The following is a 13,970-nucleotide window of genomic DNA, read 5'->3' as shown; positions in this document are numbered from 1 at the left end:
CTTAAGGAAACCACTATGAATTTGGCAAGGCGATGTCGGGGAACGCCAAACCGGCAAAAAGGCTTAGTATTAGTCATGGTCACTGTTGCGATGCTCTCTCTGATGGGTATCGCAGCCTTGTCAATAGACGTAAACCACGCAATTCTGAACAAAACACGATTGCAAAATAGTGTTGATGCGGCGGCACTGGCTGCGGCAATTGTTATGGATAGTGAAGGGACAAATGCAGATGCCACATCTGCGGCCAATACCACATTGAGCAATATGGCTGGTGCGACAGGTAATGATGAGATGGACTTTTCGTCTGCCAGTGTGTCCATTGAATATTCCAATGACCCCAGTATTTTCCCTCAGGCAAGCTACGACGCTAACTTGGATACTTATGTTCGAGTCACTGTAAGCTCTTACCCACTAGATAACTTCTTTGCTGGTATTTTTGGAGTCAATAAGCAGCTAGGGGCTAGTGCGGTGGCCGGTCCAAGTCCAGGTGCGGCTGCTGTGAATGTTGTACCTATGGCAATATGCGAAGGAGATGATGGAGGTTCGGCTGGTTATACACCGGGAGATTTGTATGCCCTCAAGCTAGCCGACCAAAACCTAAGCTCTATGGGGAGTGGTAACTATCAACTTTTGGATTTTGGATCCGGTGCGAGTACTGTCAGGCAAGGTCTAGCCGGTGAATATGCGGGTAGTGTTGGCATTGGGGATATTGTGACAACTAAACCGGGTAATTCTATTGGCCCTGTTGGTCAAGGCTTGAATACACGTTTGGGTATATATGGTGGTGGTGGTGTTTCCTCCAGTGATTACCCACCAGATATTTACGTAAAAGAGCCATCCACTCCTGCCACACTAGATAACGATGGCAATATTGTCTATGCCGATACTAGCGGTGCTGGAGGAACGCCTTGGAGCTACGATGATTACCAAGATGCTTTGCCCGATTGCACGGGGGATTCCGATTGCCGAATTGCATCGGGAGGCCAACATGATAGAAGAATTTTAGCTGTTCCAATTGTTGACTGTTCTACTGCGAGTGGGGGGACAACTTCATTTACGGTTACTGCTCTAGGGTGCTTTTTCATGCTTCAAGAAGCACCATCCAGTAACGGTAGTAAAGAACCGGTGTTTGGTGAATACATTGATGATTGTTCCGCTAGAGGAGGGAATCCAGGTCAGAACTCCAGTAGTGATGGACCTTATCTCATTGTGTTGTACAAAGATCCTAGTGGGGAGGAATCATGATGTATCCAATTATCTCTCTAAGGCATCGAACTCAAAAAGGTTTAGCAGCAGTTGAGATGCTTATCGCCGTCCCTGTCTTGATGATGGTTTTAATGTCCATCACAGAGTTTGGGAACGCATTCATCCAATATGCAACGCTAAATAAAATGGCGCAGAGCGGTATTCGTTACGCGACTGCTGGGGTTACAGGCACAGCAACTTATGATCAAATTGCAGATGTTGATGAGATCAAGAATATGGTTGTATATGGCCATACAGGTTCAGGTTCAACGTCTTTGATGTCAGGAATCAGTGCTTCAGATGTGTCGGTTAACCATGCCAGCGGATATGTAACGATCACGATAAACCATACCTATACCCCGCTTATTTCTGGTTTTAGTTCATCAATTAACTTTAGTGTTCCCCTCAATGCCTCTGCCACGATGAGGACAGCGCCATGAAGATGCAAAAAGGGGTCACGATCATTGAATTTACCCTAGTGTCGACCACGTTGTTGCTCATCATCTTTGGTGTGATTGAAGTGGGGCGCTATGTGTATTCGCTGCAAGTGGTAAATGATATGACACGCGTTGCGGCACGTCTTGCCGTTGTGTGCCGTGTGGAAGACCAAAACGACATACCAGGGCTCGCGTTGTCTGATAACGCGCCAGTTGGTTTTACGGCAGCTAATTTAACCGTGGAGTACCTTGATGCTTCAGGAAATGTTGTTACGGGAACTCTGACAGATAACGATGTGTTTTCTACAATTGAATATGTAAGGGCGAGAGTTGTTGATTTTGATTACCAATTTACAGGTTTACTAAGCTTTGTCAGCTTAACGGGATTATTGGCCGTACCTGAATTTGAAACGACTCGTCCGAGGGAGAATTTGGGGCATCATCGAGAGACGCCGACAAATCCAGCCAATAGCACGGATTGCTAGGAGAAACATATATGGGAGAGGCGGTTAAGCTAACTCCAAATGGAGAGAGTCCTATCAGATTAAAAACGAGCTTAACAGTTTGGGTATTCTATTCGTCTGATGCTTTTCATCTGCACATTAGCCATGAGCTTTCAAAGTGCCAAAGCATTAGCTTCGAAATGATCTCGTTCCATGGATTGGTCGTGGGGAACCTTGCTCATTTTTCTCCACCTGATCTTATTTTTGTTGAAACTGGGCCTAACTGGGCACAGAAAATTGTTGAGCTGCAGCAGTTTGAAGCACCTGAGTCTCATGATGGTAATCATGATGCCTCACTGATTGTCTTTGGTAATGAAAGTGATAATGGGGCGCTCAAAATTGCATTGCGCATAGGGGCTGCTGACTTTATTTCTGACAAGGCGACTCTCGAAGAGCTCGTTCCTCTTTTAAAAAACGTCGCCGAAGAAAAAGTGGCGAATCGCAATCTTGGTGAGTTATTGGTGTTTATGAACACCAAAGGTGGGGCTGGGGCGTCTATGTTGGCGCTCAATACTGCAATTACGGTGGCCCGAAGGCATCCTGATGAAGTTTTGCTCCTCGATTTGGATATGCAGTTTGGAGTGATTGAAGACTATCTGAACGTCAACAGCACTTATGGGTTAGCGGATGCTATTGCCAATGTTGCTGATTTGGATGATGTATCGCTAGGTAGTCTGGTGACTAAACATGAATCAGGGCTACATATTATTGGTTTTAAAAGAGAAAATAGCCACGATAACTTTGATAAAGCCCACCATATGAACAAGTTAATCCCATTGCTGAGGGAGCGCTACCCTTACGTTATCGTTGATTTATCTAGAGGGTTAGACCGACTGTTTGCATCGGTGATATCCCCTGCAACAAAAATATTTCTAATTACCCAGCAAAACTTAGTAGCGATTAAAAATACCACTCAACTTTTAAAACTGCTTACGTTTGAATTTGGTGTTGCCAAAGAGCAGATGGAGGTGGTGGTTAATAGATATGAAAAACGTCAGTCAATCAAACTCAAAGATGTAAAGGATACTGTAGGTAATATTGAAGTTCACACTGTGCCCAATGAGTTTAAGGTTGCTATCGAAAGTGCCAATCTTGGTCGTCCATTTATTCAAGCTAAGAAAAGCAGCTCAATCGCTAAGTCTGTCAGAAAACTTGCCAACACTCTATTACCCGACCAGGAAGTCAAAAAAGGTTGGTTCAAAAGACTATTTTCATAGTTGGCATTGTGCATAAAAGGGACTCTTTATGTTTTTTAAAAGGAAAAATATAAACCCAGAACTACAGCAAAAAGTTGCCGAAGCAGAAGAACAGCAAAAACCACAGCAACAAGATTTGACCCCTACGGTTACTTTAGACGTTCAGGTAAACACGGAAGCGACTGAAACCTTTCAAGAAAGGCGAAAGTTGGAAGCTGAAGCCAAAGAGCATGCTGTTGAAGAGGCGAAGAAGCAATTAGAACAAGAATTAGCGGTTAAGCATTATTATCACCAGAGATTGCTTGAAACTCTTGACTTGGGACTGTTGGCAAGCTTAGAGAAAGACCGAGCCAGAAAAGAGCTACATGACGCTATCGTGCAACTGATGGCGGACGATCAGACACACGCTTTAAGTGCTGAAGGTCGTAAACGGGTGATACAACAAATCGAAGATGAGGTGTTTGGTCTCGGCCCGTTGGAGCCACTGCTCAATGACCCTACTGTTTCCGATATCTTGGTTAATGGACCAAAGCATGTGTTTGTAGAGCGCAGAGGTAAGCTTGAGCTGACGCCTTATACCTTTCTTGATGAGCGTCATCTAAGAAACATCATCGACCGAGTGGTTAGCCAAGTTGGTCGACGCATCGATGAAGCCTCACCAATGGTGGATGCGCGTTTAATCGACGGCTCTCGTGTTAATGCCATTATTCCTCCTTTAGCTCTCGATGGCTCATCGGTGTCTATACGTCGCTTTGCGGTTGAAAAGCTCAATATGGACAATCTCCTGAACTTCAATTCCTTATCACCGGAAATGGCAAAGTTTGTGGAAGCCGCCGTTCGGGGGGCGATGAATGTGCTGATTTCTGGCGGTACCGGCTCAGGGAAAACCACAACACTGAATATCTTTTCTAATTTTATCCCATCTGATGATCGCATTGTCACCATAGAAGACTCCGCTGAACTTCAACTTCAACAGCCACACGTGGTGCGTTTAGAAACTCGACCTGCCAACCTTGAAGGTAAAGGTGAAATCACCCAGCGAGACTTGGTGAAAAACTCCTTACGTATGCGACCAGACAGAATCGTGCTTGGTGAGGTTAGGGGCGCTGAAGCGGTTGATATGTTGGCGGCAATGAATACGGGGCACGATGGCTCTTTGGCAACCATTCACGCCAATACACCACGCGATGCTCTTTCGCGGGTTGAGAATATGTTTGCGATGGCGGGCTGGAACATGTCGGCCAAAAACCTTAGGTCCCAGATTGCTTCTGCGATTCATCTTGTCGTTCAAATGGAGCGTCAAGAAGATGGTAAGCGTCGTATGGTGAGTATTTGTGAGATAAACGGCATGGAAGGCGAAATCATTACCATGTCCGAAATATTCAAATTCCAGCGAAAAGGAATGGACGAAGAAGGCAACGTCATTGGTCACTTTACTGCGACTGGGGTTGTCCCTCAATGCCATGACCAATTGGCTAAAAAAGGGATGCATTTGCCATTTGATATTTTTAATGAGTCTTACTCATAAGGAGGGGAGTCATGCAGCAGGATGCCACGCTATTTTTCATACTATTATTCTTTGCGGTTGTATTCATATCGCAGGCACTGATTCTCCCAGCTGCGGGTAGCAAGGCGAAGCATAAGGAACTGTCTGACCGACTGAGAGAGTCCCAATCTAAGTTAGACGAAGAAGCTCGTTCTTTACTCCAAGAGCACTACTTGAAGAGTTTGACGCCACTGGATAGAAAGCTTGTCAAGATAGAGGTGTTTTCATCGCTAAAGAAAATGATCGAGCTTTCAGGCTATGACTGGAGTTTAACTCAGACTCTGATGGTGACGTCTATTTTGTCTGTTTGTGCTTTTTTCATTGTCTTGTTAATCGGTCAGCCAATCTATGTTGGTGCAGCAGCAATTGTGGGTGTCTGGGTATGCCTCTACTTTTGGCTCAATAAGAAAATTTCGGATCGGCTTTCAGCGTTTGAGGAACAGCTTCCAGAAGCGTTAGATATTATGAGGCGTATGCTTCAAGCCGGTCAGCCCGTAACGCAAGCGTTCAATGAAGTAGGGACAGAGATGCCTGCTCCGATTGGTATTGAGTTTAAGAATACCTTTAACCTTCTTAATTACGGTTATGACATGCGTATGGCGATCATGCAGATGGCAGAGCGGACTCCAACGGTCTCTATGCTGGCATTTTCCAGTGCAGTGCTATTGCAGAAGGAGACTGGGGGGAACCTGTCGGAAAACCTCGAAAAAGTATCTAAGGTGTTACGTTCAAGGTTTAAATTACAGCGAAAAATCAAAACGTTGTCGGCTGAGAGTCGTTTGTCTGCCTGGATTCTAGTGCTGTCTCCTTTTGTGTTGTTTCTGTTCCTTAGCTTTATTAACCCTGGGTATGTCGAGCCGTTATACACCGATCCAAGAGGAATGACTTTGGTGAGTGGTGGTGTCGTTAGTTTGTTTATTGGTTCTTTGTGGATCCGCAACATCATTAATTTTGAGGTGTAGCATGGAGAACTTATTTGAACAATTTACCGCTTACAACCTAGATGAACAGACTGTATTTCTCGGGCTCATTCTACTCGCCACCATCTTGATTGTGTTCACTTTGTCTTTGTTGTTGGTTGGCTCCAAGTCGCCATTGAGAGCTAAGTTAGAACAACTAAGGGACTCGACTCGTGCTGACAAACTGAAAAAAGGTCGTAAGTTTGATAACACGCTTGAGTCACTAGCACCAATGATGAAACCTTCTAACTCAAAAGAGAGTGAAAGTATTCGTCAAAAGCTCATGCATGCTGGGTATCACGACGCTAACGCTTTGACCGTTTTTTATGCCTTCAAGGGGATGTCACTAGTTGTTGGTTTGGGAATGGCTGCTGGTTTTTATTTTCTCGCTCCTGATATGTCGATGTTGAACTTGGTAATGGCAGTCAGCGCAGGCGCGGGTTTGTATGCACCAAATATGGCGCTTAACTACAAAGTTGAAAAGCGTCAGAAAAAAATTCGAGGCGGTATTGCCGATGCATTGGATTTGCTGGTGGTATGTACCGAATCCGGGCTGGGTTTTAACTCCGCGCTTCGAAGAGTCGCTGATGAGCTCACTATCTCTCACCCAGACTTTGCGGATGAATTGGATACTGTGTGTGTCAAGATTAATGCAGGTATTGAAATGTCAGATGCGTTTGAAGACCTGATCGAACGTACTGGTCTGAATGAAATTGCAGGGCTGGTTACCATGTTGGCTCACGCTTCGCGTATTGGCGGCAGTTTATCGCAAACATTGCGTGAATATACGGAAGACTATCGAGATAAAAGAAATCAGGAAGTCGAAGAAATTGCAGCAAAAATTCCAACAAAAATGATTTTCCCATTGTTGCTGTTTATCTGGCCATGCTTCTTTATTGTAGCGATTGGCCCATCTATGTTGCTGTTCACTTCGACTTTAGGTAATGGCTAATTAAGGAGCAAGTTATGAAAGGACTTCATCTTATAGTGCTCTCTCTGTCTATGTTGTTTTTGACAGCTTGCGCATCCAATGAACCGAGTATCGATACCTCGCTATATGAAGGTAAGCCAATTGATTCTCTGTCCTCCGATGAGCCGCCCAAAACAGAGCAAGAAGCGATTACACGAGGTGACACCGCGTTAAGTGCGGGAAATAGCGACTTAGCTCTCTACGAATATATTCGCTCTTTATCGTTTGAGAACGGCCAGTATAAAGACCGTTCTCTGTACAACATCGGTCGAATTCATCAGTCGAGAGGAAATTTGTCCTTGGCTGAGAAAGCCTACTTGTTAGCTGTTGAGCAAAACCCGAACAATATTGAGGTGTTGGAGCAGTTAGGAACGATCTACAGCAAAACGGGTGATTTAGATTTGGGTAAGAGCTATTTTCTTCGCTCAATTAATGCCGATCAGATTCGCTTCAAGAGCAACAAAACTCTCAATGAAAAGGACTTGGTGAAACCGCAGGAAGTAATCGAACTTAAAGTCGATCACTACTCACCTGAATATGCATATATGGGCCTTGGTGTGATTGCAGATTTGAATACAGATCATAAATTGGCACAAGCGTTTTATAAACAAGCCTTGAGCATAAAGCCGGATTCAATCAAGACCTTGATAAACGTAAGTTACTCCTTTTATATGTCGGGTGACTATCGCAAAGCGCAACGTTTCGTTTTACAAGCACTGAAAAAAGACCCGCAAAACGAAAAAGCACTGAATAATCTCGCGTTGATTTACTTGGGTAAAGGTGAGATTACTCGTGCAGTGAACGTGTTCTCTAAGCATATGGAAAAGCCAGAAGCCTTAAACAATGTCGGATATTTCTTGATCCTACAGGGTAAACCCGATCAGGCGATTCCGTACTTGCAGCAAGCAATAGATACCAAAACTTCCTATTACAAGGTAGCGAATGAAAACCTTGAAAAAGCATTGGCTATGGTAAGGGAAGAGAAAGCTGCGGAAGTCGTTGCCGTAGCAGAATAATAAAAGGGAGAGCTTTAGCTCTCCCTTTTGCTTAGTTTAGTTTCTTGCCTTGTCGTTAAGCGAGGTACCCACCTGCAATACCCGCTGCCATAAAGAAGATGACCATCCAGACAATCGGCAGTTTCAGTTGCTTAAGCAGATAAAAGCCAATCAGAACAAATGAAATATCAATTGGGCTCATGACCGCGCTGGTAAATACAGGCTGATAGAGAGCTGCAACCAATAAACCTACAACGGCTGCATTTACGCCGTTTACAGCCCCCGATACCTTGGGCATCTTGGCTAAGGATTGCCAGTTTTTCAGCACACCTAAAAGTAGTAAGAAGCCTGGTAAAAAAACACCCAGAGTGGCAATCAATGCACCTGCAATAGGAGCTTGTGGTAACAACTCATAACCAATGTAAGTAGCAAAGGTAAACATTGGCCCCGGTACTGCTTGAGCCGCAGCATACCCTGTCAGAAAAGCGTCCTGACTGAGCTGGTCACCGACAATATTCTGTAGTAATGGTAGGACAACATGCCCCCCGCCGAATACCAAACTGCCTGCTTGGAAGAAATCGCTGAATAACTCTAGAGCAGGTAAGCTTTGAGCAACAAAAGGCAATCCAACAATCAGCACAACAAATAAAACAAGAGGGAACACCGATGGTTCAAAACGTGTCTGGGGGCCTTGTTCTTGACTGCCCAAGTACTTCATACCGACAAGCGCTGCGATAACCAGAACCAACATTTGGGTAGCAATACCGGGGAAGACCAAAAGTGATATGGCGGTAATTAAGCACAGAGTGACCGATAGCCTCTCCTTACAGAAGTTCTTGTACATTCCCCATGTGGCATCTGCCACAACGACAACCGCTAAAAGCTTTAGACCATGGACGATATTTTGGAATAGGGAAGTCTCCGTTAGCTGACTGCTGAGTACAGCGAGAGCCAGCATGATAAGAACTGAAGGGAGGGTAAAACCCAAAAATGCCATGCAGGCGCCGGGCAATCCGCCGTGTTTGTAACCTAGAGCAAAGCCAACCTGACTGGAACCAGGTCCAGGCAGAAACTGACTCAGAGCGACAATTTGTGCGTACTCTTTATCGTCAAGCCATTTGAGCTTTTCAACAAAGGTATTGCGAAAATAGCCGATATGGGCAGCGGGGCCGCCGAAGCTTATCCAACCAAGCCAAAAAAAGGTTTTAAAAATAGACAACATCGTCTGGTTACTCTTAGAACAAATACTGCGCATACTGTAAGAAATGTACTAAAATGATTCCAATTAATAGTTTTAATATGATGTATGAATAATATGGGATTGCTGTGAAAGAGTTTAATTGGAAAGGCGTTGACCTCAATCTCTTGGTCGCCTTTCAGGCTTTATACGATACACAAAGCGTGAGCCTAGCGGCTCAGGAGTGTTATGTCAGCCAATCAGCTATGAGCCATACCCTACAACGTATGCGTACTTTGTTTGATGACCCCCTCTTCGAGCGTGTAGGCGCACGTATGGAACCGACACAGCGCTCTCATGACATGGCTCCACTTGTTCATAATCTATTGGCGAGTATTAAAAACGATTTATTGAGTAAGAAAGGTTTCGACCCCAAAAGCTATCGTGGTGTATGGAAAATTGGCTTGACGGATTATGCTGAGCAACTTTTTGCCCCGATATTATTTGATGCGATTAAGAACGAATCGCCTCATTCACAAATTAGCTTTTTTAACGTGAACAGAAGCAACTACCAATCGATAGCAGATAGCGAACAGATCGATGCAATCATTGGTAGTATTGATGACCATAATCGTCGTTTCGTCTCTCAATATCTCTATTCTGAACGGCATTTGTGTTTGTTTGACCCACTTACCTTCGATCATCAGAACCCTTTGACGCTGGAACAGTTTGTGTCTGTTGAACATGCGCTAGTTAGCCCAGATGGCAGCTTGGAAACTCAGGTGGATAAAAAGCTGGCTAAAATGGGTCATGAGCGAAGAGTTGGTGTGGCCTCTCGAAATTTTTTGACCATTCGGAAGTTGTTGATTGGCCGGAAGATGGTTTGTATCGTCCCGAAAAGATTTGCGGAAATGGAAATGTATAACCACAGCTTAAAAGCGGTTGCCGCTCCCTTGGAGGTACCGGACTTCGACATTAAGTTGTTGTTTCTTAGCGCTAACCAGTATGAAGAAAAGAGTATCTGGTTACGCAATATCGTTACACGAGTTGTGAAGTAATTGTTCGGCGGAATCGAGTCTGCAGCCATCCGACTAGCTTCCAAATTACGATTGTCAAAATAAAGCTCAAGTATCCGTCGATTGCGTAATGCCACGCGAGGTGGACGGAGCCAATTTGTATGGCTAACGCATAGCTCCACATGACGAACCCTAGTTTTCTATTGCGTCGATAAGCGGCCAGCGCCATGGCGACAGCTATCGCTACATGCATGCTCGGCATCGCTGAGATACCTCCTCCAATCCCCGGCTCTTCGCTTATGTGCATTTGCCAGAGAGTATCCTGAACATTTAACGCCCATAAGCCGAACCAGCCATTCTGAATAAGTTGCTGATTCTGCACCTCAAGCCTTTGCATTAGTTGTTCATATTGAAGCGCTTGAGGATCTAGCAAGTGTAGGTAGCAAGGCCCTGCTGAAGATAGAAGTATGGCGCCAACTCCCCCAATAAGAAGCCAGCTGGTAAGAAAGGTGATAAGGAATTGGGTCCGTAGTTTGGTCAGGTCCCGTCGAACAATAAAAAATAGTACTGAGCCCCACATGAGTAGGAACCAAAGATGGTAAAGAAAATTAAGCAAGCTTGTTGCGAACGCGCTGCTGAAGAGGGAGTGCGTCAGCTCCCATGGTGAGTATCCTAGGTGAAGCCACTTGTCTAGGTCGTAGAACAGTGCATCGTATTGAAATGGGTTAATTTCAGGAATCAGTGGCTTGAGAAATGTATAGCTGGAAAAAGTCAGGTTGAGCGCCAACACCAGTAGAATAAAACTGACCGCTTGAGATAGAGGCTGAAAGAACCCTTTTATCGCTTGAAAGAAATGAGCTAGTGGATGCGGTGTTTTGTGGTAAAGCAAATACAAAAAATAGCCGCTTGCCCAAACTAGAAACGAGACATAACAAACTTGAACTAATGTTGCGAGATAGATAAAAGGGTTGAAATCAAACTTAGTGTCGTTACCGAGAAGGAAAGACAGCGCATATAAGAGTAACGTGGTTACAAACACATACCCATAAAGAAATCGGTCCTGATAAAGAGCCGTTTTTATATGTTGCCATTGCGAGGATTGCGAAGTCTGAATCAAAGGTTCCATTTAAAATGAAGGTCTTATTGTTCCTCATCTAAGTGTAGAGCAACTCTCCCTGAGTGGAATTAGATACCGATAGCGTGTCTATTTTTCGATATTGTGACTGACCACTAAGGGTCGCTTACCATCACAGGCACCCTTCTCTAATTGATTAAGCGGGTTGGCGTCTTTCCAGCCCCAGCGATGATCTTCTCGACTTAGCTTACGATACTGAGTGGGTGTGACCTCCATACATCGACGGAAGGTATCGTAAAATCGGCTGATGGAGTTAAATCCTACCGTAAGGGAAATGTCGAGTATGGTTCGTTCCGTATCACTCAGCAGCGCACGCGCATGATTGATTCGCATCGCAGTGATGTATTGCTTGATGGTCATTTGCATGGTGCGCTGAAAAATAGTCATGGCGTAATTGGCGTGCAAGCCTGCATAGTCAGCGACCTTTTGTGCTGTAAGCGGGGTATTGTGGTGTGTCGCAATGTACTCCAGCATCTGGCTGACATAAAACTGCGAGTGCTTTGAAGTATTGCTCTTCGCGGCCTTATCTGCGCGACCTGTTGAAAGTTGCTGCCAACCATCGAGACAGACGCGTTTGAGCATCAATCCAATTTCATCGGTGACTAACTGCTGGCGACTTTCCGACGGGTGTTGACTCTCTTCTGCCCAGCGAGCAATTTCAAATTCGCTGATTAAATTACAGGACTTAGATTGCAGCACAGCGCCATGGGTAAGTTGGCTCACCAGATCACGGTTAAGCGGCCAAGACATAAAATGATGAATTGGAATATTGATGATGCCCATGTTGTGGCTTGCGCCAGGGTCAGTGAGACGGTGTGGCACCGAAGCCCAAAAGAGTCCAATACTGCCATTTTTGAGGTGAATTGGGCTGCCATTCATCATGTACTCTACGTTGTCACCAAACGGAATATTAACTTCGATTTGCCCATGCCAGTGGTAACCGGGCATCGCGTGGGGCGCACGCATCTCCACATCAATTTTTTCGTAAGAGGAATAGAGTGACAATGGGCTGACCGAGACACATTCTGAGGAGTACTGCTCTTGAGCAGTCACAGAGAGTAGGTCGTTAGGCGAGGGCATGTCGGCTCCTTACGAAATGGTAGTTACAGGGTTGTAACAGACCTTTGTTTGGTAAAAAGAGAGGTAGTTCAAAAGCTGAATAAGTCGCCCATTTTGTGGCTGAGAACGTAACACGGCTAACATTTTGCCGTTATTGACGGTGGTTTTTCGATTTAAATGCTCAATCAATCCCGAATATCTCTTAAAGACTCCTAAAAACACTTTTTCTGTTACATGAGGCATTAAATCTTAGTAAATGAGAGAGTGATGAGTTGAACCGAGACGACTTAATCATAATCAAGTCAGTAATGTGGATGCATGACCTAGACCTATCAATAAAGGATCACATGAGCATGAACAGTCCAAAAATTACGTTTATCGGTGCCGGCTCGACCATCTTTGTTAAAAACATTCTTGGTGATGTATTTCATAAGCCAGCGTTAAAAAGTGCGCATGTAGCGCTAATGGATATTGACGAGATTCGTCTTGAAGAGTCGCATCTTGTCGTCAGTAAGTTGATGAATTCTGCAGGCGCCACAGGTACCATCTCTTGTCACCTTGATCAGAAAGAAGCGTTGCAGGACGCGGACTTTGTTGTCATCGCATTTCAGATTGGGGGCTATGAGCCTTGCACCGTGACCGACTTCGACGTGTGCAAGCGCCACGGATTAGAGCAAACCATTGCTGATACCTTAGGCCCGGGCGGTATTATGCGTTCGTTACGCACCATTCCGCACCTGTGGAGTGTGTGTGAAGACATGAAGCAAGTCTGCCCGGATGCCACCATGCTGAACTACGTGAACCCAATGGCGATGAATACTTGGGCCATGTACGAAAAGTACCCAGAGATCAAACAGGTTGGCTTGTGTCATTCAGTACAAGGGACGGCGGAAGAGTTAGCTCGTGATCTGGATTTGGATTACGCCGACTTGCGTTATACCTGTGCGGGCATCAACCACATGGCTTACTACCTAACTTTGGAGAAGAAGGACGAGCAAGGCAATTACGTTGATATCTATCCAGATTTGCTCGATGCGTTTGAGCGTGGCGAGGCCCCTAAACCAGGCTTGCATCACGATGGCCGCTGCACCAATTTAGTTCGCTATGAAATGTTCAAGAAGTTGGGCTACTTTGTCACGGAGTCTTCGGAGCATTTCGCTGAATACACGCCTTACTTTATCAAGCCAAATCGACCGGATCTGATTGAGCGCTATAAAGTGCCAATTGATGAGTACCCAAAACGTTGTGTTGAACAGATTGCTGCATGGAAGCAAGATTTAGAAAACTACAAACAAGCTGACCAAATCACAGTGAAAGAGTCTCAGGAGTACGCCAGTACGATCATGAACTCGATCTGGACGGGTACGCCAAGTGTTATCTACGGCAACGTCAAGAATGAAGGCTTAATTGATAACCTACCGCAGGGCTGCTGCGTTGAAGTGGCTTGTCTTGTTGACGCCAATGGCATTCAGCCGACCAAAGCAGGACGCTTGCCGAGCCATTTAGCGGCATTGATGCAGACTAACGTTAACGTTCAAACGCTGCTTACAGAAGCCATCTTAACGGAAAATCGTGAGCGTATTTATCACGCTGCGATGTTGGATCCACATACCGCGGCTGTTCTCGGTATCGATGAAATCTATGCGCTGGTGGATGACTTAATCGAAGCACATCAGGGATGGCTTCCTGAATGGGTTTATCAATAAAAACAATAATAACGTGAATCATATAC

General features: G+C 45.1%; 13 protein-coding genes. 10 read left to right on the top strand and 3 right to left on the bottom strand.

The genetic code is table 11. The features are described 5' to 3' along the window. Positions 1-15 precede the first annotated feature (15 nt). From IX95_RS24940 to IX95_RS24905, 8 genes are read left to right on the top strand one after another with little or no spacing between them, the layout of a single operon-like run. Positions 16-1,245: a Tad domain-containing protein gene (locus IX95_RS24940; RefSeq protein WP_038164946.1), complete on the top strand. Its 1,230-nt coding sequence runs from the start codon at positions 16-18 to the stop codon at positions 1,243-1,245. Then, positions 1,242-1,685, top strand: a complete 444-nt coding sequence (locus tag IX95_RS24935; RefSeq protein WP_051912659.1) for a TadE/TadG family type IV pilus assembly protein — start codon at positions 1,242-1,244, stop codon at positions 1,683-1,685. The genes IX95_RS24940 and IX95_RS24935 overlap by 4 nt, the downstream gene beginning before the upstream one ends. Further along, positions 1,682-2,167 (top strand): TadE/TadG family type IV pilus assembly protein, encoded by a 486-nt coding sequence (locus IX95_RS24930; RefSeq protein ID WP_038164939.1) that lies wholly within the window; start codon positions 1,682-1,684, stop codon positions 2,165-2,167. The genes IX95_RS24935 and IX95_RS24930 overlap by 4 nt, the downstream gene beginning before the upstream one ends. Before the next feature lie 11 nt (positions 2,168-2,178). Then, positions 2,179-3,402: an AAA family ATPase gene (locus IX95_RS24925; protein ID WP_038164936.1), complete on the top strand. Its 1,224-nt coding sequence runs from the start codon at positions 2,179-2,181 to the stop codon at positions 3,400-3,402. A 28-nt stretch (positions 3,403-3,430) separates the two neighbouring features. After that, positions 3,431-4,909, top strand: coding sequence for a CpaF family protein (locus tag IX95_RS24920; RefSeq protein WP_038164933.1), 1,479 nt, complete (start codon positions 3,431-3,433; stop codon positions 4,907-4,909). 11 nt (positions 4,910-4,920) lie between these two features. Next, positions 4,921-5,889, top strand: a complete 969-nt coding sequence (locus IX95_RS24915) for a type II secretion system F family protein (RefSeq protein WP_038164931.1) — start codon at positions 4,921-4,923, stop codon at positions 5,887-5,889. Between the two features lies 1 nt (position 5,890). Beyond that, entirely contained in the window at positions 5,891-6,838 is a 948-nt protein-coding gene (locus IX95_RS24910) for a type II secretion system F family protein (RefSeq protein ID WP_021455741.1), read from the top strand. A 14-nt stretch (positions 6,839-6,852) separates the two neighbouring features. After that, the gene (locus IX95_RS24905; protein WP_038164926.1) at positions 6,853-7,872 is read left to right on the top strand and encodes a tetratricopeptide repeat protein; all 1,020 of its coding nucleotides are present in this window, start codon (positions 6,853-6,855) and stop codon (positions 7,870-7,872) included. A 55-nt stretch (positions 7,873-7,927) separates the two neighbouring features. Here IX95_RS24905 and chrA read toward each other — a convergent pair whose 3' ends face one another. Next, the gene (gene chrA / locus IX95_RS24900; protein ID WP_038164923.1) at positions 7,928-9,073 is read right to left on the bottom strand and encodes a chromate efflux transporter; all 1,146 of its coding nucleotides are present in this window, start codon (positions 9,071-9,073) and stop codon (positions 7,928-7,930) included. 104 nt (positions 9,074-9,177) lie between these two features. Between chrA and IX95_RS24895 the strand changes: the two genes are divergently transcribed. Continuing rightward, a complete protein-coding gene (locus tag IX95_RS24895; RefSeq protein ID WP_038164920.1) occupies positions 9,178-10,086 on the top strand; it encodes a LysR family transcriptional regulator in 909 nt (302 codons plus the stop codon). Here IX95_RS24895 and IX95_RS24890 read toward each other — a convergent pair. Continuing rightward, positions 10,067-11,170, bottom strand: coding sequence for a phosphatase PAP2 family protein (locus IX95_RS24890; RefSeq protein WP_038164916.1), 1,104 nt, complete (start codon positions 11,168-11,170; stop codon positions 10,067-10,069). The genes IX95_RS24895 and IX95_RS24890 overlap by 20 nt on opposite strands. 78 nt (positions 11,171-11,248) lie before the next feature. Continuing rightward, positions 11,249-12,259 carry a transcriptional regulator MelR gene (gene melR, locus IX95_RS24885; protein WP_038164913.1) on the bottom strand — a complete coding sequence of 337 codons (1,011 nt, stop codon included), beginning with the start codon at positions 12,257-12,259 and terminating at the stop codon, positions 11,249-11,251. 332 nt (positions 12,260-12,591) lie between these two features. Here melR and IX95_RS24880 point away from each other — a divergent pair, with 332 nt between their 5' ends. Further along, the gene (locus tag IX95_RS24880) at positions 12,592-13,944 is read left to right on the top strand and encodes an alpha-glucosidase/alpha-galactosidase (RefSeq protein ID WP_038164910.1); all 1,353 of its coding nucleotides are present in this window, start codon (positions 12,592-12,594) and stop codon (positions 13,942-13,944) included. Positions 13,945-13,970: the final 26 nt, after the last annotated feature.

It is taken from the genome of Vibrio sp. B183, assembly GCF_000740665.1.
Taxonomy (GTDB): Bacteria; Pseudomonadota; Gammaproteobacteria; order Enterobacterales; family Vibrionaceae; genus Vibrio; species Vibrio coralliilyticus.
Note: the sequence above shows the minus strand (reverse complement) of the source record. Positions and strands in the feature narration are given on the sequence as shown.

Bases quoted from the DNA above. Each gene is read 5' to 3' on its own strand.
- IX95_RS24940 (WP_038164946.1), top strand. From the start codon at position 16: ATGAATTTGGCAAGGCGATGTCGGGGAACGCCAAACCGGCAAAAAGGC.
- IX95_RS24935 (WP_051912659.1), top strand. From the start codon at position 1,242: ATGATGTATCCAATTATCTCTCTAAGGCATCGAACTCAAAAAGGTTTA.
- IX95_RS24930 (WP_038164939.1), top strand. From the start codon at position 1,682: ATGAAGATGCAAAAAGGGGTCACGATCATTGAATTTACCCTAGTGTCG.
- IX95_RS24925 (WP_038164936.1), top strand. From the start codon at position 2,179: ATGGGAGAGGCGGTTAAGCTAACTCCAAATGGAGAGAGTCCTATCAGA.
- IX95_RS24920 (WP_038164933.1), top strand. From the start codon at position 3,431: ATGTTTTTTAAAAGGAAAAATATAAACCCAGAACTACAGCAAAAAGTT.
- IX95_RS24915 (WP_038164931.1), top strand. From the start codon at position 4,921: ATGCAGCAGGATGCCACGCTATTTTTCATACTATTATTCTTTGCGGTT.
- IX95_RS24910 (WP_021455741.1), top strand. From the start codon at position 5,891: ATGGAGAACTTATTTGAACAATTTACCGCTTACAACCTAGATGAACAG.
- IX95_RS24905 (WP_038164926.1), top strand. From the start codon at position 6,853: ATGAAAGGACTTCATCTTATAGTGCTCTCTCTGTCTATGTTGTTTTTG.
- chrA (WP_038164923.1), bottom strand. From the start codon at position 9,073: ATGTTGTCTATTTTTAAAACCTTTTTTTGGCTTGGTTGGATAAGCTTC.
- IX95_RS24890 (WP_038164916.1), bottom strand. From the start codon at position 11,170: ATGGAACCTTTGATTCAGACTTCGCAATCCTCGCAATGGCAACATATA.
- melR (WP_038164913.1), bottom strand. From the start codon at position 12,259: ATGCCCTCGCCTAACGACCTACTCTCTGTGACTGCTCAAGAGCAGTAC.
- IX95_RS24880 (WP_038164910.1), top strand. From the start codon at position 12,592: ATGAACAGTCCAAAAATTACGTTTATCGGTGCCGGCTCGACCATCTTT.